Genomic DNA, 21,548 nt, shown 5'->3' on the forward strand with positions numbered 1-21,548 from the left:
GGAGCTGAGTATTTAATCTGCCCTATAAACAAAACCCCCGGCCTGGGCCGGGGGTTCTGGTATCACTCGTCGAGGAAGGAGCGCAGATGCTCGCTTCGCGTCGGGTGGCGAAGCTTGCGCAGCGCCTTGGCTTCGATCTGACGGATCCGCTCGCGGGTCACGTCAAACTGTTTGCCGACTTCTTCGAGCGTATGGTCGGTGTTCATGTCGATACCGAAACGCATGCGCAGTACCTTGGCTTCACGGGCAGTAAGGCCGGACAGTACTTCGCGGGTCGCTTCTTTCAGGCTCTCAACAGTGGCGACATCGATTGGCGACTGCATGGTCGAGTCTTCGATGAAGTCACCCAGATGGGAGTCTTCGTCATCACCGATCGGGGTTTCCATGGAGATCGGCTCTTTGGCGATCTTCAATACCTTGCGGATCTTGTCCTCAGGCATTTCCATGCGTTCACCCAGCTCTTCCGGGGTCGGTTCGCGACCCATTTCCTGCAGCATCTGGCGGGAAATGCGGTTGAGCTTGTTGATCGTCTCGATCATGTGCACCGGAATACGGATGGTGCGGGCCTGGTCGGCGATCGAGCGAGTGATCGCCTGACGGATCCACCAGGTGGCATAAGTCGAGAACTTGTAACCACGACGGTATTCGAACTTGTCCACCGCTTTCATCAGACCGATGTTGCCTTCCTGGATCAGATCGAGGAATTGCAGGCCACGGTTGGTGTACTTCTTGGCGATGGAGATCACCAGACGCAAGTTTGCTTCAACCATTTCTTTCTTCGCGCGGCGGGCTTTTGCCTCACCGATCGACATGCGACGGTTGATGTCCTTGATCTCGGCGATGGTCAAACCGGTCTCGGTTTCCAGCGCGGTCAGCTTCTGCTGGCAACGGATGATGTCCGGTTGCACGCGAGCAATGGCTTCGGCGTACTTGCTCTTGCCTTTGGCCAGGGCGTCGGACCAGCTTTCGTCGACTTCGTTGCCCGGGAACTGGCGCAGGAAGTCGGCGCGAGGCATACGTGCATCACGTACGCAGAGTTGCATGATCGCGCGCTCTTGCTGACGCAGACGATCCAGGGCACTGCGAACACGCTCGACCAGGGCTTCGAATTGCTTCGGCACCAGTTTGATCGGCATGAACAGCTCGGCCAGGGCCAACAGTTCGGCAATTGCCGCCTTGTTGTGACGACCGTGCTTTTTCAGGGCCTTGCGGGTGATTTCCATCTGATCGGCGACAGCACCGAAGCGCTGTGCGGCAATGACCGGATCCGGACCGCTTTCGGCTTCTTCTTCGTCATCGGAAGCTTCGGCGTCGTCATCGTCGTCGGATTCTTCGGCTTTCGCCGCTTTCGCGTCGATCGGCGGCGGCACTTCGGCGGCAGGCGGCGCAATGCCGTCGTCCGGGTCGATGTAACCGCTCAGAACGTCGGACAGGCGACCGCCCTCGGTAGTGACGCGAGTGTACTCGGAGAGAATATGGTCAACCGTGCCAGGGAAGTGCGCGATGGCGCTCATCACTTCACGGATGCCTTCCTCGATGCGTTTGGCGATTTCGATTTCGCCTTCACGAGTCAGAAGCTCGACCGTACCCATTTCACGCATGTACATGCGCACCGGGTCGGTGGTGCGACCGATATCGGTCTCCACCGCCGCCAACGCAGCGGCTGCTTCTTCCGCAGCGGCCTCGTCGGTATCGGCGTCGGCCAGCATAAGGGCGTCCGCATCCGGAGCACTCTCGTGTACGGGGATCCCCATGTCGTTAATCATGCGGATGATGTCTTCCACCTGCTCCGGATCTGAAATATCCTCGGGCAGGTGGTCGTTGACCTCGGCGTAAGTCAGATACTTCTGCTCACGACCCAGTTTGATCAACTCAATAATACGAGACTGCTGTTGCGCTTTTCCGGACATAACACCCTATCCACTGAAGGTCTTGGCGGGCAAAAAACAAGCCGAGGATTATACCTGAGCTATGACCTCACGCGCCAGTTGAGGTCGGGTTTGATGCGGAAACATTGCGACTTAAAAGGTCGCGCAGTTGATTTTTCTCTTCGGCGCTCAGTTCGCTTTGACGCGCTTTCCTGAGCAGTTGTTCCAGATTTCGCTCGCGTTGGCGGGCTGACAAGCTAGTAATGGTGTCGAAAAACTGTTGTTCAAGGTTGTCTCCGTCAATCAGCCATTCCTTTTCCGCCAGCGCCTTTAGCAAGCGGCCCTGTTCGGTTCCGTGCCATCGCGCGATCAACTGAAATGAGTTTAGCTTGGGATTCTTCTGTACGGCTTCGAGCAGTGCCACCAGCAGTTGTGCGTTGGTCTGGGTCTCGTCCGCGAAGTGCCCGGCGTCCTCGACTTTCTCCGCCAGTTGCGGGTGATGCAGCAAGGTTCTCAGGGCGGCCAGGGTCGGTGGTTCGACGGCGGCCGGCACGCGTGGGGCACGGGGCTGGTCGCGATCGCCGCCACGCTTGCCATTCTTGTCCCACGGTTTCTTGTCCCATTTCTTGCCGCCGGCACCGGGTTTCTTCGGCGTCCATTCCTGCTGCGGCACATACATGTCCTGTGCCTGCGGCTGATGGTAGTCGCTGTAGTCCGGCATGGCGTCATAGTCGATGCCCGGGTCGTAGGCCGGCGGTGCTTCCTGCGGCGCGCTCTGGGCCAGTTGGCTGACGCTTTCACTGCTCAGGCCGGTGATCTCGCTCAGGCGCTGACGCATCAGGATGCGCAGGTTGGCGCCAGGGACCTTGTCGATCAGCGGTGCTGCGAGCGTGGCCATGTGGGCCTTGCCCTCCAGCGAGCGCGGGTCGGCTTCTTCGGTCAGTTGCTGGAAGAAGTAGTCCGCCAGCGGCTGTGCGTGCTGATTGATCCGGGCGCGGAAGGCGTCAGTGCCCTCGGCGCGAATCAACGTATCCGGGTCTTCGCCTTCCGGCAGAAACAGAAAGCGTGCACGGCGACCGTCCTGCAGGCAGGGCAGTGTGGCTTCCAGTGCGCGCCAGGCGGCATTGCGGCCAGCCTGGTCGCCGTCAAAGCAAAACAGTACGTTCGGCACGACGCGAAACAGGCGCTTGAGGTGTTCTTCGCTGGTGGCGGTGCCCAATGTCGCGACGGCATTGCGCAGGCCTTGCTGGGCCAGGGCGATGACGTCCATATAGCCCTCGACGACGATGATTTCGTCGAGGTTGCGATTGTTCTTGCGTGCTTCGTAGAGGCCGTAGAGTTCCTGGCCTTTATGGAACACGGGGGTTTCCGGCGAGTTCAGGTACTTTGGCTTGTCGTCGCCGAGCACTCGGCCGCCGAAAGCGATGATCCGCCCGCGGGTGTCGCGGATCGGGAACATCACGCGATCGCGAAAGCGGTCGTAGCGTTTGCCGGTTTCGGCGTTTTCGATCAGCAGGCCGGCATCGATCATGGCTTTCTGCTGCAAGGTGTCGCTGCTCAAGTGTTTGAACAGGTTGTCCCAACCCGGTGGGGCGAATCCGAGGCCGAAGTCCCGGGCGATTTCGCCGGTCAGGCCGCGCCCCTTGAGGTAATCCACTGCCGCCTTGCGTGCCGGATGGCTCTTGAGCGCCTGTCGATAAAAGTCGGCGGCGGCGGTGAGCAGTGGATAAAGTGGCGAGTCGGTCGGCTGGCGCGGTTTGTTCGTGCGACCGCCTTCTTCCCGTGGGACTTCCATGCCGGCGGCTTTGGCGAGGTCTTCGACGGCCTGGGGGAAGTCCAGGTTATCGTGATCCATCAGAAAACCGAGGGCGTTGCCGCCGGCGCCGCAGCCGAAACAGTAATAGAACTGTTTGTCGGGGCTGACGCTGAACGACGGGGTTTTCTCTTTATGGAACGGGCAGCAGGCGGTGTAGTTTTTGCCGGCCTTCTTCAATTGCACGCGCGAGCTGACCACGTCGACGATGTCGGTGCGGTTCAGAAGGTCGTCAATGAAGCTCTGGGGAATCAGCCCGGCCATGGCGTTCTCGTCTGCGCTGTAATGGATCCGATGCGAAAGGCGGCCAGACGCGGGTCAATGAGTGATGCGCGCACGTGGGGCGGCTCGACCGGTGTCGTTTGCGTAATCGCTGTCGGGAAGTGTATCTGCCGAAAATCCACTGACGTTAGTAATCATCAGTCTTCGACTATTCGAAAATGTTGCGCTGAATCCGCTGACGGCTGGTAATCGGCCTCGGATAGCTCATGAAGCGGGCACGCAAGCAGGTGCCTTGGGCTGATCGTCGTAAGAGGAATCAGTGGGTGTGCTCGTCAGTAGCCTTGAAAGGCTCGTCAGAAAAGACGTGCACCGCTGGCAAAAGAGCCAGGCCTGACGCGGTGAAGCGGGTTTGTCTCGGTCGCATCTGCGGCTTCGACGGTGAAGCATCAAGCGTTTTACGCAAATGCCATTAGCCCGGCTGAGGGCCGGGCTTGGCAGAAGCTTGCTACGATCGTCTGTGTATTAGTACAGACGAACGGCGCGGCGCTGTTCGCGCTGAACTTTCTTGGCGTGACGCTTAACAGCAGCAGCTGCCTTGCGCTTACGCTCAGAAGTTGGCTTCTCGTAAAATTCGCGGCTACGAACTTCAGCCAGTACACCGGCTTTTTCGCAGGAGCGCTTGAAACGACGCAGAGCTACGTCGAAGGGTTCGTTCTCTTTAACTTTGACGGCTGGCATCCAGAGCTACCTTCATTCATTACCGGGGTCAACATCCTCGCGGCAAAAGAGCACTTGAAGACGTCGGTTTTTAAGGGTTGCGGATGTTAACCCCTCATCGCTCGGAATGCAAAGCCTCTGATCGAAAACCGCTGGTCGGGGCATCACGCGGCGACTATTATGCGCGCCTTCGAATTCAGCCTAAACAAGGCGCAAACCCATGCTAGTACTGGGATTAGAAACTTCCTGCGACGAAACCGGCGTCGCTTTGTACGACAGTGAGCGCGGTCTGCTGGCCGACGCGCTGTTCAGCCAGATCGACCTGCACCGCGTCTATGGCGGCGTGGTGCCGGAGCTCGCCTCGCGCGATCACGTCAAGCGCATGCTGCCCCTGATTCGTCAGGTGCTGGCCGAGGCCGACTGCGTACCGACCGAGATCGATGCCATCGCCTACACTGCGGGTCCCGGCCTGGTCGGTGCGCTGCTGGTGGGGGCTTCCTGCGCCCAGGCGCTGGCGTTTGCCTGGGGCATTCCGGCGCTCGGCGTGCACCATATGGAAGGCCACCTGCTGGCGCCGATGCTGGAGCCAAAACCGCCGGAGTTCCCGTTCGTCGCTTTGTTGGTGTCCGGTGGTCATACGCAGCTGGTTCAGGTCGATGGCATCGGCCAATACAGCCTCCTCGGCGAGACGCTGGACGATGCGGCGGGCGAAGCTTTCGACAAGACTGCCAAAATGATGGGCCTCAATTATCCGGGCGGACCGGAAATCGCCAAGCTCGCAGAGAAGGGCGTCGCAGGACGTTTCACCTTCCCGCGTCCGATGTGTGATCGCCCGGGCCTGGATTTCAGCTTCAGCGGCCTGAAGACCTTCGCTCTCAACACCTGGCAGCAATGCGTCAGCGCCGGGGACGACAGCGAGCAAGCCCGTTGCGACATCGCGCTGGCGTTCCAGCAGGCCGTGGTGGAGACTTTGACCATCAAGTGCAAACGGGCCTTGAAGCAGGCCGGCATGAAGCGTCTGGTGATCGCCGGCGGCGTCAGTGCCAACAAGGCGTTGCGTGTTTCGCTGGAGAAAATGCTCGGCGACATGAAGGGCGATGTGTTTTATGCCCGTCCCGAGTTTTGCACCGATAACGGCGCGATGATCGCGTTTGCCGGCTGCCAGCGTTTGCAGGCTGGTCAGCAAGAGAGTCTGGCGATCAGCGTGCAGGCGCGCTGGCCGATGGAGCAGTTGTCGGCGCTGTGATGAGCGGCGCTCACGTGCGGTATTTAAAAATGCCGTTCGCGCCCGGCGAACAGGTCGCGTAGATTGCCCCGGTGGCGCCAGACGATCAGCAGTGTCAGCGTGCTCATCGGCAACAGCGCCGCCGGTTCCTGCCAGGCCAGTAACGGCAGGGTCAGCGGAGTGGCGATCAACGCCGCCAGCGAGCTGGTGCGGGTCAGGTAGAACGTCAGCAGCCAGGCGCACACGGCCAGCAACGCGGCAGGTGGATACAGTCCCAGCAGCATGCCGGCCGCCGTGGCAACGCCCTTGCCACCGCGAAAGCGGAAGTACAACGGGAACAGGTGACCGATCACGGCGCAGACGCCGATCCACGCCTGATCCTGCAGCGAAAGGCCTACAGCCGAAGCGATCAGCACCGGCAGCAGGCCTTTGCACAGATCACCCAGCAGGGTCAGGATCGCGAGTTTGCGTCCGGCCAGGCGCAGCATGTTGGTGGCGCCGGCATTACCCGAGCCACTCATTCGCGGATCCGGATTTCCGGTCAGGCGGCTGAGCAAAATGGCGAAGGACAGAGAGCCGAGCAGGTAGGCGAGGATCGCCAGTAACCAAAACATGCTAACTATTCCGGGCGAGGACGCCCTGATTCTAACGGCGCATTGCGCCCTTGTCGTGCAGCGGAGAGAAGTGCTTGGACAGAGTGTTTATCGAGGGCCTGGAAGTCGACACCGTGATCGGTGCCTACGACTGGGAGCGCGGCATCCGACAGTGCCTGCGTCTTGATCTGAGCTTCGCCTGGGACAATCGGCCGGCCGCCGCCGGTGACGACCTGACCCTGGCGCTCGATTACGCCAGTGTGTCCACGCGGATCCAGGCCTTTGCCGAGCAATCCCAGTATCAACTGGTCGAGACTTTCGCCGAACGTCTGGTTGAAGCGCTGATGAGTGAATTCAAGATCACCTGGGTGCGCCTGAAGCTGACCAAGCCAGGTGCCGTACCGGCCGCCAAGGGTGGCGTGGGTGTGGAGATCGAGCGCGGATGTCGCTGACCCAGGTCTATCTCGGGCTCGGTAGCAATATCGAGCGCGAAACCCATTTGCAGGCCGGTCTGGATGCCTTGTCCACGTTTCTGGTGGATATCCGCTGTTCGCCTGTGTTCGAAAGCCAGCCGGTGGGGATCAAGAGCGGGCCGTTCTTCAACTTCGTGGTGTCGGCTTTTACGGATCTGCCGTTGATCGAACTGGATCGCCGCTTGAAATTCATTGAAGCGGACAATGGCCGTTATGCGCCGGATCGCAAGGGCTTGCCGCTGGATATCGACGTGCTGCTGTACGGCGATCTGGCGGGCAACTTCGATGGACTGGTCCTGCCTCGGGCGGAAATCCTGAAAAATGCCTTTGTGCTGTGGCCGCTGTCTTTGATTGCGCCGGATCGGGTGCATCCTGGTGTGGGAAAAAGCTTTGCGACATTGTGGGCTGAGGCGCAGATCGATCAGGTGCTTGCACCGGTCGGATTTGAGTGGCGCGGTACTCAGCTCACGCCTTCGGGCATGCGTTGAACTGCCTGATCCGTCCTCGCAAGGGCGGATCACCTGATTTCAGAACGCTGCCGACTCCTTGTAAGCCTTTAGCGCCTTTAGCCGTTCGCGCTTGAGTGCCTCGCCCAGTTCCGGGCCCTTGAATCCCTTCTCCAGCAACGGCTGTACCGCCACGCTGCGCGCCACATTGGCCGCACCGCGCAGGTAATCGGCCTGTGGATAACTGCGCTGCTCAAGCCCTTTGCGGCCTCGGGCGTCCATCTCGCACGCGGCGATAAATTCTTCGAAACGCTGTGGTCGACGGTAAATGTCAAAGCTTTGCAGCAACTCAAGCAAAGTCGACGCTTTCAACTCCAGGGCGCGATGCCCGTGGGTGTGATATTGGCCGACCAGCAAGGCCAACTCCTGACAGTCCTTCGGTGCCTTGAAGCGTTCGTTGACCGCTTTGATCAATGTCAGGCCTTTGTGCTCATGGGCGATATGTCGTGGCCATTCCGCCTCTGGCGTCAGGCCTTTGCCGAGGTCGTGCAGCAGACAGGCCCAGCGCACGGTCAGCGGTTGCTTGTGCAGGGCCGATTGCTCGAGCACGCTCAGGGTGTGAATGCCGCTGTCGATCTCCGGGTGATGGGCTTCCGGCTGCGGTACGCCGAACAAGGCGTCGACTTCTGGCATCAGCACCTTCAAGGCGCCGCAATCGCGCAGTACCTGAATGAATACCTGGGGCTGATCTTCCATCAGTGCGCGGGAAATCTCTTTCCAGCTGCGTTCGGCGGTAAGGGCTTCCAGTTCGCCCGATTCGCTGAGCTGACGCATCAGCTCCAGGGTCTCGGGCGCCACCTTGAAACCGAGCTCCGCGTAGCGGGCAGCAAAGCGCGCAACACGCAGAACCCTGAGCGGATCTTCGGCAAACGCCGGGGAAACGTGACGCAGAATCCGTTCTTCGAGATCGCGCTGGCCATGATAGGGATCCGTCAGGTTTTGCTGATCGTCTTCGGCCATGGCGTTGATCGTAAGATCACGGCGGATCAGGTCCTCTTCAAGCGTGACCTCGGGGCTGGCGTGAAAGGTGAAGCCACCATAACCGCGACCGCTCTTGCGCTCGGTGCGGGCGAGGGCGTACTCCTCGCCGCTTTTCGGGTGAAGAAACACCGGGAAATCCGCGCCGACCGGGCGAAATCCCTTGGCAAGCATTTCTTCCGTGGTCGCGCCGACCACCACCCAATCGATATCGGTGACCGGTTTGCCCAGCAGGCGATCACGTACCGCACCGCCGACCTTGTAAATCTGCATAAAAAACCTCCGTTGGCCCGACAGGATAACCCTTGCGCCGGACTTTCGGAGGCCTGAACGGGATCAAAGATGAATGACGGCCAGGTCGAGTCGACCGTAGTCCCCCTCGCTGTGTTCGCTGCGGGGCGGAACATGATGGGTCTTCATGATCTGGTCGCCCTGCAGGGTTTCCAGATGAATGTCGAAGCCCCACAGCCGGTGCAGGTGTTTCAGGACCTCCTCGGTGGAGTCGCCCAGCGGTTTGCGGTCGTGTTGCTGGTGGCGCAGGGTCAGCGAGCGATCGCCGCGGCGGTCGATGCTGTAGATCTGCACGTTCGGTTCGCGGTTGCCCAGGTTGTATTGCGCCGCGAGCGTTTCGCGAATGATCCGGTAACCACCCTCGTCATGGATCGCCGGTACCAGCAGATCGTCCTTCTGGTCGTCATCGAGGATGCTGAACAGCTTCAGGTCGCGGATCACCTTGGGTGACAGGTATTGCAGGATGAAACTCTCATCCTTGAAGCTGCTCATGGCGAACTTGATGGTCGATAACCAATCGCTGCCGGCGATGTCCGGGAACCAGCGGCGGTCTTCTTCCGTGGGCTCTTCGCACATGCGCCGGATGTCGCGATACATGGCAAAGCCCAGGGCATACGGGTTGATGCCGTTGTAATACGGGCTGTCGAACCCAGGCTGGAACACCACGCTGGTGTGGGACGTCAGGAACTCCATCATGAAGCCGTCGGTCACCAGGCCTTCGTCGTACAGGTCGTTCATCAGCGTGTAGTGCCAGAACGTCGCCCAGCCTTCGTTCATCACCTGGGTCTGGCGCTGTGGATAGAAATACTGGGCGATCTTGCGCACGATCCGCACGATCTCGCGCTGCCAGGGCTCCAGCAGCGGAGCATGTTTCTCGATGAAATACAGGATGTTTTCCTGCGGTTCGGCCGGGAAGCGCGCGTTGTCCTTGTCGCTGTACTTGTCTGCGCCTTTGGGAATGGTGCGCCACAGGTCGTTGATCTGCTTCTGCAGGTGTTCTTCGCGATCCTTCTGCCGACGCCGCTCTTCTTCGGCGGAAATCGGGTACGGACGTTTATAGCGGTCGACACCGTAGTTCATCAGGGCGTGGCAGGAATCGAGCAGATCCTCCACGGCATCGATCCCGTGGCGCTCCTCGCACTGCATGATGTACTGCTTGGCGAAGACCAGGTAATCGATGATCGAACTGGCGTCGGTCCAGGTGCGGAACAGATAGTTGCCCTTGAAGAAGCTATTGTGGCCGTAGCAGGCATGCGCAACCACCAGCGCCTGCATGCAGATGGTGTTTTCTTCCATCAGGTAGGCGATGCACGGGTCCGAGTTGATCACGATCTCGTACGCCAGCCCCATTTGTCCGCGACTGTAGGATTTTTCGGTGCTGAGGAAGTGCTTGCCGTAGGACCAATGGTGATAGCCCAGCGGCATGCCGACCGACGCATAGGCGTCCATCATCTGTTCGGCGGTGATCACTTCGATCTGGTTGGGATAGGTATCCAGGGCATAGCGGGCCGCGATACGGGCGATTTCACGGTCGTACGTCTGGATCAGCTCGAATGTCCATTCCGAGCCGGTGGAAATGGGTTGGCGCTTCTGCTCTTTGGCGGTCATGTCACTAACCTGCGCTGGAAGAGTTCACGGAAGACCGGATAGATATCCCCGGCCGAGACCAGTTGTTGCTGGGCAAAAGTGTCGGAAAAGGCTTCGGCGATGCGCTCGTATTCGTACCACAAGGCCTGATGTTCGCGCGGGGTGATCTCCACGTAAGTGTAGTACTGCACGAATGGCATGATCTGGTTGATCAGGATGTCGCGGCAGATCGGCGAGTCGTCGTTCCAGTTGTCGCCGTCGGAAGCCTGGGCGGCGTAAATGTTCCACTCGTTGCTCGGGTAGCGCTCGGCCATGATCTCCTGCATCAGCTTGATTGCACTGGAAACGATGGTGCCGCCGGTCTCGCGGGAATAGAAAAACTCTTCTTCGTCCACTTCCCGGGCGCTGGTGTGGTGGCGGATGAACACCACGTCGATCTTGTCGTAGTTCCGCTTGAGGAACAGGTACAACAGGATGAAGAAGCGCTTGGCGATGTCCTTGGTCGCCTGGGTCATGGAGCCGGAAACGTCCATCAGGCAGAACATCACGGCTTTGGAGCTGGGATTGGGTTGCTTGACCAGCAGGTTGTATTTCAAATCGAAGGTATCGAGAAACGGCACGCGATGGATACGCGCACTGAGTCGCTCGATTTCTGCTTCAAGATCCTGGATATCGCCGAAGTTGTCCGGCTCTTCCCGTTTCAGCCGAGCCAACTCCTCTTTGGCTTCCCGCAATTTGGCGCGGCTGCTGCCCGACAACGCAATGCGCCGTGCATGAGCCGAACGCAGGGTGCGGATGATGTTGATCCGCGACGGGTTGCCCTCGTTGCTGATCCCCGCACGTACCGTCTTGAAGGTGTCGGTGCCGGTCAGGTTGCGCTTGACGAGGTTGGGCAGTTCGAGGTCCTCGAACATGAATTCGAGGAATTCTTCCTGGGTGATCTGGAAGACGAACTCGTCCATGCCTTCGCCGGAGTTGCCGGCCTTGCCTGGCCCACGGCCACCTCCGCCTCCCGGCGGACGGGCAATATGTTCGCCGGCGGTGAATTCCTTGTTGCCGGGATGGACCACGGTCTGCTTGCCGCCGCGACCATGGTGAAGCACCGGCTCGTCGATATCGCGACCGGGAATGCTGATCTGCTCACCGTGTTCCATATCGGTAATGGAACGCCGGCTGACCGCCTCTTCGACAGCCTTCTTGATGTGGTCACGGTAACGCCGCAGGAAGCGCTGACGGTTCACCGTGCTCTTGTTCTTGCCATTGAGACGTCGGTCGATCACATAGCTCATAGGAGGCCCTCCGGGCAGCTTCAAGTAGTGAGCTGCGAGCCGCAAGTGCAGGCATATGCCCTGGCATCAGGCTCATGCGCTTTTTACTTGCAGCTCGAAGCTTGTAGCTTGCAGCTGCTTTACTGCGATTTCCGGACCCGCAGATACCACTCGGAGAGCAGTCGTACCTGTTTGTCGGTGTAGCCGCGTTCGACCATTCGTGTAACGAAGTCGTTATGTTTCTGTTGATCCTCTTTGCTGGCCTTGGCATTGAAGCTGATGACTGGCAGCAGGTCCTCGGTGTTCGAGAACATTTTCTTCTCGATGACCACCCGCAGTTTTTCGTAGCTGAGCCAGGTCGGGTTCTTGCCGTTGTTGTTGGCCCGGGCACGCAACACGAAGTTGACGATCTCGTTGCGGAAATCCTTCGGATTGCTGATGCCGGCCGGTTTTTCGATCTTTTCCAGCTCCTCGTTGAGGGCAACGCGGTTGAGGATCTCGCCGGTTTCCGGATCGCGGTATTCCTGATCCTGAATCCAGAAGTCCGCATACAGCACGTAGCGGTCGAAGATGTTCTGGCCGTACTCGCTGTAAGACTCGAGGTAGGCGGTCTGGATTTCCTTGCCGATGAATTCGATATAACGCGGCGCCAGGTATTCTTTCAGGTAGCGCAGGTAGCGCTCGCGGGTTTCGGCCTGGAACTGTTCCTGTTCGATCTGCTGCTCCAGCACATAGAGCAGGTGCACCGGGTTGGCGGCGATTTCGTGCGGATCGAAGTTGAAGACCTTGGACAGGATCTTGAACGCGAACCGGGTCGACAGACCGTTCATGCCTTCGTCGACGCCCGCTGCATCGCGGTACTCCTGGATCGACTTGGCCTTCGGATCGGTGTCCTTGAGGTTTTCGCCGTCATACACGCGCATCTTGGAGTAGATGTTGGAGTTTTCCGGCTCTTTCAGGCGTGACAGCACAGTGAACTGCGCCAGCATCTTCAAGGTGTCCGGCGCGCAATGGGCCTTGGACAGGGAGCTATTGAACAGCAGCTTGTCGTAGATCTTCACTTCGTCGCTGACCCGCAGGCAGTACGGCACCTTGACGATGTAGATCCGGTCGATGAAGGCTTCGTTGTTCTTGTTGTTGCGGAAGGTGTGCCACTCCGACTCGTTGGAGTGGGCCAGCAAAATCCCGGTGAACGGAATTGCGCCCAGGCCTTCGGTACTGTTGTAGTTGCCTTCCTGAGTGGCGGTCAGCAACGGGTGGAGCACCTTGATCGGTGCCTTGAACATCTCGACGAACTCCATCAGGCCCTGGTTGGCCCGACACAGCGCACCGGAGTAGCTGTAGGCGTCGGCGTCGTTCTGCGGAAACTCTTCGAGTTTGCGGATATCGACCTTGCCCACCAGTGCGGAGATGTCCTGGTTGTTTTCGTCACCCGGTTCGGTCTTGGCCACGGCGATCTGGTTGAGGATCGACGGGTACAGCTTGACCACGCGGAACTGGCTGATGTCGCCGCCGAATTCGGCCAGGCGCTTGGTGGCCCATGGCGACATGATGGTGTTCAGGTAGCGCCGTGGAATGCCGAAGTCTTCCTCGAGGATCGCGCCATCTTCGGTGGCGTTGAACAGGCCCAGAGGCGATTCGAATACCGGCGAGCCCTTGATGGCATAGAAGGGCACTTTTTCCATCAGTTGTTTCAGCTTCTCGGCCAGGGACGATTTACCACCGCCGACGGGGCCGAGCAGGTAAAGGATCTGTTTCTTCTCTTCCAGGCCCTGGGCCGCATGCCGGAAATACGACACGATCTGGTCGATGCATTCTTCCATCCCGTGGAAGTCTTCAAAGGCCGGATAGCGGCGGATCACCTTGTTGGAAAAGATGCGTGACAGCCTCGAGTTGGTCGAGGTGTCGAGCAGTTCCGGTTCGCCGATGGCCATTAACAGACGCTCGGCGGCGGAAACGTAGGCACTGCGATCCTTTTTGCACAGTTCCAGGTACTCCTGCAGGGAGAATTCTTCCTGGCGTGTGGACTCGAAGCGTTGTTGGAAGTGGCTAAAGATACTCATGACGTCACCTCGCTCGATACGTGGAGCCGACGCCGGATCACTCAGTCGATGCTGGCAAGCAGCCGCTGTGGCAGCTGATTGTTTACCCCCCAGAACACTTTCGCGGTCGACAACCTTGAAAGTCACTCCCGATGACCCGTGCGCCGGTGTACCGGCTCTCCCCTGTTTTGGATGGCCTGGGCTTAAGGATAGTTGGGAATTCGGGAGGTAAAGGCGAGATACGTAATTAGTTGTGGCAAGACCGTTCGTCTGCCGGCGCAGGCCCACGGGAGCCGGGGCCTGCGCGTTACAAAAAAATTATTCGGAGGTGCCTTGCGCGGTTTCCGAAGGAAAAGTCGTACGCCACAGTTCGAAGCCGCCGTCCATGCTGTAGACGTCGGAGAAGCCCTGGCTCACGAGGTACGCCGCAGCACCCTGGCTCGAGTTGCCGTGATAGCAGACCACGACGGTCGGAGCATCGAGGTCGGCGCCCTGGATGAAAGCATGCAGGGAATGATTATCCAGATGCTTCGAGCCGCTGATGTGCAGGGCGGCGAAGGTCGCCGGGTCGCGAACGTCGACCACGACTGCACCTTGCTCGCGCAGGGCCTGGGCCTGCTCCGGGGGAATACGTTTGAATTCGCTCATGGCGGGTTCCTGTTGCTCGGCTGATAGCGCAGTCTAACGCGGGACGCTGACTGGCGAAGTTTCGGGGATAAGTGGTGCGACGGTCGGGGCAAGGCCACCATGCTCATCGCATTTGCATGACAGGCGTTCGCCGCTGTCGACGTTCATCAGGGTCAGACTGCCGCCCCAGACACAACCGGTGTCCAGTGCGCAGATGCCTGGCTCATGGACATTGCCTTCCAGCGCCGCCCAGTGACCGAAGATGATCCGCAGACCTTTGGTCTTGCGCTCCTTGTGCTGGAACCAGGGCTTATACCCCGGTGGCGCGGTGTCGAGGCCTTCCTTGCTCTTGAGGTCAAGCTTGCCTTCGGCGGTGCAGAAGCGCATGCGCGTGAAATAGTTGGTGATGACTCGCAGGCGGGTGACGCCTTTGAGATCGTTGTCCCACTTCGCCGGTTCGTTGCCGTACATGCCGTCGAGGTAGGCGGGAAACAGATTGTCGTCGCGCAGGGCGGTTTCGACTTCGGCGGCGCACTTCAGAGCGCGCCGCAGCGACCATTGCGGCGGGATGCCGGCGTGGGCCATGGCGACATCACGCACTTCGTCGTAGTGCATCAGCTTTTGCTGACGCAACCACTCCATCAGCACCGGGCCGTCGGGGGCTTCGATAATCTCGCGCAGGGTGTCGGACTTTTTCAGGCGCTCGATCTTTTTAGCGGCCGCCAGCAGGTGCAGGTCGTGATTGCCCAGCACGCAAACCAGCGATTCACGCATGCCATATAGAAAACGCAGGGTTTCCAGCGATTGCGGGCCACGGTTGACCAGGTCGCCGACCAGCCACAGCCGATCGATCGCCGGATCGAACGCAACCTGCTTGAGCAGGCATTTCAGCGGTTCGAGGCAGCCTTGCAGGTCCCCCACGGCATACGTCGCCATCAGTGCAGGGCTCCGGGGACGGCGAGGCGGAAGGGCTTGATGATTGCGTCGAAATGTTTGCCGTCGCTGGCAACCATTTCGTAAGTGCCTTGCATGGTGCCGACCTTGGTGGTCATGACCGTGCCGCTGCTGTACGTGTGGCTTTTGCCTGAATCGATCAGTGGTTGCTGGCCGACGACACCGGCGCCGCGGACTTCTTCGACATGGCCGTCGCCGTCAGTGATCACCCAGTGACGCGACATCAGGCGTGCGGGCTGCTCGCCATTATTCTGCACGGTGATGGTGTAGGCGAAGGCGAAGCGGTCGTGCTCGGGTTGCGATTGGTCTGCCAGATAGTGGGTAACGACGCTGACATCGACCTGATAACGAGGATCGGACATGCAAAAGGGCCTTAAACGAAGCGGAACGCGAGGCGTAGCTGATGGGGAATCAGTCTAGGCAAGTATCGGGCAGTAAACCAGAGTGGCGTCCTGCCCGATAGCGTTCATCGGCTGTCAGTCGGCGGCGGGGGTTGCCGGGACCTGTACCGCGAGCTGGTCGGCCAGACGTACGAATGCCGCCAGATCCAGTTGCTCGGGACGCAGACTGCCATCAACGCCGGCGGCTTCGATTTCAGCGTTGCTGAGCAGTTGTTTGAGGGTGTTGCGCAGGGTTTTGCGGCGCTGGTTGAAAGCTTCGCGAACCACGCGTTCGAGCAGGCGATGATCCTTGGCCGGGTGCGGCAGAACCGCGTGCGGCACCAGGCGAACGATGGCCGAGTCGACTTTCGGTGGCGGGTTGAATGCTCCCGGCCCCACGTTGAACAGATGCTCTACGCGGCAATGGTACTGAACCATGATCGACAACCGACCCCAGTCACCACCACCCGGACCTGCGGCCAGACGCTCGACCACTTCTTTCTGCAGCATGAAGTGCATGTCGCGAATGATGCCGGCGTTGTTCAGCAGGTGGAAAATCAGCGGCGTGGAGATGTTGTACGGCAGGTTGCCGACCACGCGCAGGCTGTTCGGCGCAGCGTTCAGGCTGTTGAAGTCGAACTTCAGCGCATCGCCCTGATGCAGGTTGAAATTGCTCTTGCCGGCGAACTGCTGGTTGAGGATCGGGATCAGGTCCTTGTCCAGCTCCACCACGTCCAGCTGTGCGCCGGAGTTGAGGATGCCGGCGGTCAATGCGCCCTGGCCCGGCCCGATCTCCAGCATGCGGTCGCCGGCCTTGGCACTGATGGAGCGCAGGATGCGGTCGATGACGCCGGCATCGTGCAGGAAATTCTGGCCAAAGCGTTTGCGCGCCTTGTGTTGGTATTGCTCGGTCATAAACGGGTCTCGGCCATCTGGTAGGCGGTTTCCAGGGCGACTTGCAGGCTGCCGGTGTCGATCCTGCCGCTGCCGGCCAGATCCAGGGCGGTGCCGTGGTCGACCGATGTGCGGATGATCGGCAGGCCCAGGGTCACGTTGACCGCAGCGCCGAAGCCTTTGTATTTCAGCACGGGCAGGCCCTGGTCGTGGTACATCGCCAGCACCGCGTCGCAGTGCTCCAGATATTTGGGGGTAAACAGAGTGTCGGCAGGCAGCGGGCCACGAAGGTCCATGCCCTCGCCGCGCAGGCGCTCCAATGTGGGTTCGATGATGTCGATTTCTTCATGGCCCAGGTGTCCGCCTTCACCGGCGTGCGGGTTGAGCCCGCAGACCAGGATGCGCGGTTGGGCGATGCCGAATTTTTGTTGCAGGTCGGCGTGCAGAATCCGCGTGACCCGTTCCAGCCGCTCCGGCGTGATCGCATCGGCGATGTCGCGCAAGGGCAGGTGAGTGGTGACCAGCGCCACGCGCAAACCGCGGGTGGCGAGCATCATTACCACTTGGGCGGTGTGGGTCAGGTCGGCGAGAAATTCGGTGTGACCGGAAAACGCGATACCCGATTCGTTGATCACGCCTTTGTGAACCGGGGCGGTGATCATCCCGGCGAAATCACCGTTCAGGCAGCCATTGCCGGCGCGGGTCAGGGTTTCGAGGACGAATGCGGCGTTGGCCTTGTCCAGTTGCCCGGCGACCACGGGGGCGCTGAGCGGGGTGTCCCAGACGTACAGGCTGTTGGCGGGCGCCGGAGCGTCCGGCCAGTTGCCTGGTGCGACTTCCAGCAGGCTGACGGCCAGCCCCAACTGCGCGGCCCGCTCTTGGAGCAGGTCGCGGCTGGTGATGGCAATCAGGGGATGTGGCTGGGCTTGCGAGGCGAGCAGCAGGCACAGGTCGGGACCGATGCCGGCCGGTTCGCCGGGTGTCAGCGCGAAACGCTTGGGTTTCACTGCGCTGCCTGGTCTGCACCAGGGAGTTTGATCTCTACGTACGCTTCGTCACGGATCTGACGCAGCCAGGTTTGCAGCTCTTCGTCGTATTTGCGGTTACGCAGTACGGTCATTGCTTGCTGCTCACGGGCCTGTTCGGTGCTGTCGGTGGCGCGACGGCCAAGGACTTCCAGAACGTGCCAGCCGTACTGGGTCTGGAACGGCTTGGACAGCTGACCCTGCGGGGACTTGGCCATCACGGCGCGGAATTCCGGTACCAGTGCGTTCGGGTCGATCCAGTTCAGGTCGCCGCCGTTGAGGGCGGAGCCCGGGTCTTCCGAATACTTCTTGGCCAGTTCGGCGAAATCTTCACCGGCTTCGATGCGGTTGTAGAGCGACTGAGCCAGTTCCTTGGTCTTGGCTTCGTCGCGAACCGGACTTGGCTTGACCAGGATGTGACGCACATGCACTTCGTCGCGCATCTGGCTCTCGCCACCACGCTTTTCCAGCAGCTTCAGGATGATGAAACCACCTGGAGTGCGTGCCGGTTGAGTGATGTCACCCGGTGTCATGCTGCTCAGTTCACGGTCGAACGGCGGTGGCAGTTGAGCGGCTTTACGCCAGCCCATATCGCCGCCTTCCAAGGCGTTGTCACTTGCGGAGTAGGCCACGGCCATCTGGCCGAAGTCGGCACCTTGCTTGAGCTGCTGGTAAACGTCCATTGCCTTGCGAGCAGCACTCTGAATCGCTTCGGAGTTGGCGCTTTCCGGGGTCGGAATCAGGATGTTGGCCAGATGCAGCTCTTCGGACAGTTGCATCTTGCCCAGATCGGAGGCGAGGAAGTTCTTCACTTCCTGTTCCGAGACCTGAATACGTTCGGCCACACGACGCTGGCGTACACGGCTGATGATCATTTCACGACGGATCTGCTCGCGAGCGTCCTCGTAGGACAGGCCATCGCGGGACAGGGCGATGCGGAACTGCTCCGGGGTCATGTTGTTGCGCTGGGCAATGGTGCCGACCGCCTGGTTCAGCTCTTCATCGGTGATGCGGATGCCGGAACGTTCGCCGATCTGCAGTTGCAGGTTCTCGACGATCAGGCGCTCGAGCACCTGTTGATCCAGTACGCCCGGAGGCGGCAAGCCGCCGCCACGCTTGGCGATGGTTTGCTGAACTTCGTGGACGCGTTGATCCAGCTGGCTCTGCATGACCACGTCGTTGTCGACGATGGCCACAACCTTATCGATGGACTGCACCGCGGCATTGGCCGCGGTACCCAGGAACAGCGCGCCCAGCATCAGCGGGCGCAGACAATCAGAAAGCTTGGTCTTCACGTTGACGATAACCTTGGATGCCTTTGTCGAGGAAGCTCTCTACCTTGGCGCCGGTGAGGCCGCCGAGTCCCTTCAGAACAATTTGGAGGAAGACGCCGTGGTCGCCTTTTTCGTTTTCCGGGGCGTTCTGACTGAATTCGTCATAGCTGACCCAGTAACGGTTGATCAGGCGCAGTTTCCAGCAGCAGTTGTCATATTCGAAACCACCGAAGGCTTCCAGCGTGCGGTTGCGGTTGTAGTCGTACTGCCAGCGGCTGATCGCGCTCCACTGCGGAACGATCGGCCAGATGACCGAGAAATCATGCTGCTGGATCTTGTAGTAGTCCTTCACGTAGCCAGGCTGGCCAGGCGTGCCGTAGTCACCACCGCCAACGGCCCATTTACCGGTGTTCTGGTCGTAGCGGACCTGGTCGTTGCGATAGCGATAGCCGACGTTGACCACCTTGTTCGGGTTGTCTTCAGGCTGGTAGTGGAACATCGCGCTACCGGAACGCGGGCTGCGGCTGTCCGGATCCCAGTTGTAGTCGGCCGTGGTGCGCCAGTCGCGGTTCCAGCGGTATTCGTATTCCAGCGCGTAAGGCGAAACATTGGCCTTGGCGTCGTCGCGGTCGTTGAACGCGATGCCTGGCAGTTGGACTTCGCGATCCTTGAAGTAGAGAGCCTGGCCGACGCTGATGCGTTGACGCTCGAACCCGTCGTCTTCGATCCAGCGACTGGTCACGCCCAGCGACAGCTTGTTCTCGTCGCCGACACGGTCGGCGCCGGAGAAGCGGTTGTCGCGGAACAGCGACGCATAGTTGAAGGTGTATTCGCTGGTATCGAATACCGGAATGTCTTCCTGATCCACCTTCGGCACATAGAGGTAGAACATGCGCGGTTCAAGCGTCTGGCGGTAGTTCTTGCCAAAGAAGGACGTATTGCGGTCGAAGTACAGGCCACCGTCAACGCTGGCGATAGGGACGCCACGACTCTGGTTGCTGTCGAAGGTGCCGTTGAGTTTGTTTTGCTCGGCATTTTGCGTCGCAATGTCGCGTTTGCCTTGACCATCCAGATCCAGTTGGTACTGGGTGTACTGGTACTTGAGCGACGGCTTCAAGAAGCCATAGGTCCAGTTCATCGGCAGGCTGACGCCTGGTTTCAGGTTCAGACGGTCACCGTTGGCGCGAGCCAGGCCGAACACGTTGTTATCGAGGCGGCGCTCGATCGTGCCGTCTTCGTTGACGAAATTGCCGTCCTTCAGATCGCGGTCAAACCGAACGATCTCGGTCTCGTAATCGAAGTTCAGACCCTCCGGATGATACGGCAGCTGACCATTGAAGGTGATCTGCGGCAGACGGTCATATGGCGTGATGTTCGATACGGTTGCCAGTTGGTACGCCTGGGCGTTCAAGCGGGCGGTGTAGCTGTCACCACGATAGGTGACCGAGCCCTGCTGGTTCACGAAGTCGGCACTTTTCACGCCGATCTGATCGGTCTGCAGATCCTGGAAGTAGTAGGGGTCGCTGATCTTGGTGTAGTCAACCTGGGTGAACACGCGGGAGTCGAGACCGCCCTTGTGTTGCCAGTTGTACATGTAGCGATTCTTTTGGTAGTCGGTCTGTTTGCTGCGCTCGGTTTCCTCGTCGTTGAGGTACGCCGCACCGAACTGACCTTCGCTGGACTTGGTGAGGTAGCGGAATTCGCCTTCCATCAACAGGCCGCGTTTAGCCATGTAACGTGGATACAACGTGGCATCGTAGTTCGGCGCCAGGTTGAAGTAGTACGGGGTCACCAGCATGAAGCCGGTGTCGCTGCCGGTGCCGATGGTCGGCGGCAGGAAACCCGACTGACGACGATCGTCGATCGGGAAATAGATGTACGGCGTGTAAAGGACCGGAATGTCCTTGACCCGCAGCGTCACGTTGGTCGCGGTACCGAAGCCGGTGGCAGGGTTCAGGGTGATGTTGTTGCCCTTGAGCTGCCAGGCGTTGCTGTTCGGTTCGCACGTGGTGTACGTGCCGTCCTTCAAACGGATGATCGCGTTCTCGGCACGCTTGGCGTACAGCGCGTTACCGCGAATGCGCGACTTGTGCATGACGTATTCGGCGTTGTCGACCTTGGCTTCACCGGTGTCGAGCTGCACGTCGGCGTGGTCGCCGACGATCAGCGCGCCGTTGTCGCGAATGCGCACGTTGCCCGCCAGTTCGCCACGGCTTTCGGCCTGATACAGGTTGGCCTCGTCGGCTTCGACCTGCATGCTGCCCTGACGCATGACCACGTCACCGGCCAGACTCGCAACCTGCGAATCCTGCTGATAACGCGACGCCTTGGCGCCGATGAAGGTCGGGGCATCACTTTTATTCGTCTTGTCATTCATGCCAGGACGAATCGGTTCGATATAGGAACCAGAGCAGTAAGGACCGGTCTCGGCCAGTTGGGCGGCAGTGAGCTTCTCGCGCGGAACCCAGTCGAGGTGACTGTAGTCTTCGCTACGGGATTTCAGGCCACGGCCCTTGGACTCGGTAACCAGTACCGGCTTGGGCCCGGACTCCGCAGTGGAGCCGCTCTCGGCCGGGGCTTCGCCAGCGGCGCTGACGGCACTGCCGTCATGCACGGGACGCGGCGGCAACGCAGCGGCCGGCGTCTTCGGCGAGCAGGCCCAGCCACCCGTTGCCGAGACGGCGCAGTCATACTGCTCGGCGGCAACAACGAATGAACTGGCCAGAGGTTGCATAGCCAGCAGACTGCCGGTTACCAACAACGGAAATTTTTTACGAAACGCGGGGGATTTCAATGCCATCTTATTAGTCC

Annotated in this window: 18 protein-coding genes; 3 read left to right on the top strand and 15 right to left on the bottom strand. The window is 59.9% G+C overall.

Annotated elements, in window-relative coordinates:
- Positions 1 to 62: 62 nt before the first annotated feature.
- The 3 genes from rpoD to rpsU form a co-directional block, all read right to left on the bottom strand.
- Positions 63 to 1,910, bottom strand: coding sequence for an RNA polymerase sigma factor RpoD (rpoD, locus tag ACTJK9_RS07070; RefSeq protein ID WP_039768067.1), 1,848 nt, complete (start codon positions 1,908 to 1,910; stop codon positions 63 to 65).
- A 67-nt stretch (positions 1,911 to 1,977) separates the two neighbouring features.
- A complete protein-coding gene (dnaG, locus tag ACTJK9_RS07075) occupies positions 1,978 to 3,945 on the bottom strand; it encodes a DNA primase (protein ID WP_085612938.1) in 1,968 nt (655 codons plus the stop codon).
- Between the two features lie 480 nt (positions 3,946 to 4,425).
- Positions 4,426 to 4,641, bottom strand: coding sequence for a 30S ribosomal protein S21 (rpsU, locus tag ACTJK9_RS07080; protein WP_002551877.1), 216 nt, complete (start codon positions 4,639 to 4,641; stop codon positions 4,426 to 4,428).
- Between the two features lie 199 nt (positions 4,642 to 4,840).
- Between rpsU and tsaD the strand changes: the two genes are divergently transcribed.
- Complete coding sequence (gene tsaD / locus ACTJK9_RS07085) at positions 4,841 to 5,866, top strand: tRNA (adenosine(37)-N6)-threonylcarbamoyltransferase complex transferase subunit TsaD (protein ID WP_039768071.1); 1,026 nt, start codon at positions 4,841 to 4,843, stop codon at positions 5,864 to 5,866.
- Positions 5,867 to 5,889: 23 nt separating this feature from the next.
- Here tsaD and plsY read toward each other — a convergent pair whose 3' ends face one another.
- Entirely contained in the window at positions 5,890 to 6,459 is a 570-nt protein-coding gene (gene plsY, locus ACTJK9_RS07090; RefSeq protein WP_064599851.1) for a glycerol-3-phosphate 1-O-acyltransferase PlsY, read from the bottom strand.
- Between the two features lie 74 nt (positions 6,460 to 6,533).
- Here plsY and folB point away from each other — a divergent pair, with 74 nt between their 5' ends.
- Positions 6,534 to 6,890, top strand: a complete 357-nt coding sequence (gene folB, locus ACTJK9_RS07095; RefSeq protein ID WP_085612937.1) for a dihydroneopterin aldolase — start codon at positions 6,534 to 6,536, stop codon at positions 6,888 to 6,890.
- Complete coding sequence (gene folK, locus ACTJK9_RS07100) at positions 6,881 to 7,399, top strand: 2-amino-4-hydroxy-6-hydroxymethyldihydropteridine diphosphokinase (RefSeq protein ID WP_085612936.1); 519 nt, start codon at positions 6,881 to 6,883, stop codon at positions 7,397 to 7,399. Before folB ends, folK begins: the two co-directional genes overlap by 10 nt.
- 39 nt (positions 7,400 to 7,438) lie before the next feature.
- On the opposite strand, the gene ACTJK9_RS07105 is transcribed toward folK, so the two are convergent.
- From ACTJK9_RS07105 to ACTJK9_RS07155, 11 genes are all read right to left on the bottom strand, one after another.
- The gene (locus ACTJK9_RS07105; protein ID WP_085612935.1) at positions 7,439 to 8,668 is read right to left on the bottom strand and encodes a multifunctional CCA addition/repair protein; all 1,230 of its coding nucleotides are present in this window, start codon (positions 8,666 to 8,668) and stop codon (positions 7,439 to 7,441) included.
- 63 nt (positions 8,669 to 8,731) lie between these two features.
- Positions 8,732 to 10,294, bottom strand: coding sequence for a SpoVR family protein (locus tag ACTJK9_RS07110; protein ID WP_064599843.1), 1,563 nt, complete (start codon positions 10,292 to 10,294; stop codon positions 8,732 to 8,734).
- Positions 10,291 to 11,562: a YeaH/YhbH family protein gene (locus ACTJK9_RS07115; RefSeq protein ID WP_440813097.1), complete on the bottom strand. Its 1,272-nt coding sequence runs from the start codon at positions 11,560 to 11,562 to the stop codon at positions 10,291 to 10,293. Before ACTJK9_RS07115 ends, ACTJK9_RS07110 begins: the two co-directional genes overlap by 4 nt.
- A 119-nt stretch (positions 11,563 to 11,681) precedes the next feature.
- Positions 11,682 to 13,604 carry a PrkA family serine protein kinase gene (locus ACTJK9_RS07120; RefSeq protein ID WP_064599839.1) on the bottom strand — a complete coding sequence of 641 codons (1,923 nt, stop codon included), beginning with the start codon at positions 13,602 to 13,604 and terminating at the stop codon, positions 11,682 to 11,684.
- Between the two features lie 297 nt (positions 13,605 to 13,901).
- Positions 13,902 to 14,231 carry a thiosulfate sulfurtransferase GlpE gene (gene glpE, locus ACTJK9_RS07125; protein ID WP_007959911.1) on the bottom strand — a complete coding sequence of 110 codons (330 nt, stop codon included), beginning with the start codon at positions 14,229 to 14,231 and terminating at the stop codon, positions 13,902 to 13,904.
- A 33-nt stretch (positions 14,232 to 14,264) separates the two neighbouring features.
- Entirely contained in the window at positions 14,265 to 15,146 is an 882-nt protein-coding gene (locus ACTJK9_RS07130) for a symmetrical bis(5'-nucleosyl)-tetraphosphatase (protein WP_085612934.1), read from the bottom strand.
- On the bottom strand, positions 15,146 to 15,526 hold the full coding sequence (gene apaG / locus ACTJK9_RS07135) for a Co2+/Mg2+ efflux protein ApaG (RefSeq protein ID WP_039768081.1): 381 nt from the start codon (positions 15,524 to 15,526) through the stop codon (positions 15,146 to 15,148). The genes ACTJK9_RS07130 and apaG overlap by 1 nt, the downstream gene beginning before the upstream one ends.
- Positions 15,527 to 15,640: 114 nt before the next feature.
- On the bottom strand, positions 15,641 to 16,459 hold the full coding sequence (rsmA, locus tag ACTJK9_RS07140) for a 16S rRNA (adenine(1518)-N(6)/adenine(1519)-N(6))-dimethyltransferase RsmA (protein ID WP_064599835.1): 819 nt from the start codon (positions 16,457 to 16,459) through the stop codon (positions 15,641 to 15,643).
- Complete coding sequence (gene pdxA, locus ACTJK9_RS07145) at positions 16,456 to 17,445, bottom strand: 4-hydroxythreonine-4-phosphate dehydrogenase PdxA (protein ID WP_085612933.1); 990 nt, start codon at positions 17,443 to 17,445, stop codon at positions 16,456 to 16,458. Before pdxA ends, rsmA begins: the two co-directional genes overlap by 4 nt.
- Positions 17,442 to 18,758 carry a peptidylprolyl isomerase SurA gene (gene surA / locus ACTJK9_RS07150; RefSeq protein ID WP_221398208.1) on the bottom strand — a complete coding sequence of 439 codons (1,317 nt, stop codon included), beginning with the start codon at positions 18,756 to 18,758 and terminating at the stop codon, positions 17,442 to 17,444. Before surA ends, pdxA begins: the two co-directional genes overlap by 4 nt.
- The gene (locus ACTJK9_RS07155) at positions 18,739 to 21,537 is read right to left on the bottom strand and encodes an LPS-assembly protein LptD (protein WP_221398207.1); all 2,799 of its coding nucleotides are present in this window, start codon (positions 21,535 to 21,537) and stop codon (positions 18,739 to 18,741) included. Before ACTJK9_RS07155 ends, surA begins: the two co-directional genes overlap by 20 nt.
- Between the last annotated feature and the right edge of the window lie 11 nt (positions 21,538 to 21,548).

Source organism: Pseudomonas sp. 22082 (genome assembly GCF_052046055.1).
In the GTDB taxonomy this organism is placed as follows: Bacteria; Pseudomonadota; Gammaproteobacteria; order Pseudomonadales; family Pseudomonadaceae; genus Aquipseudomonas; species Aquipseudomonas pharyngis.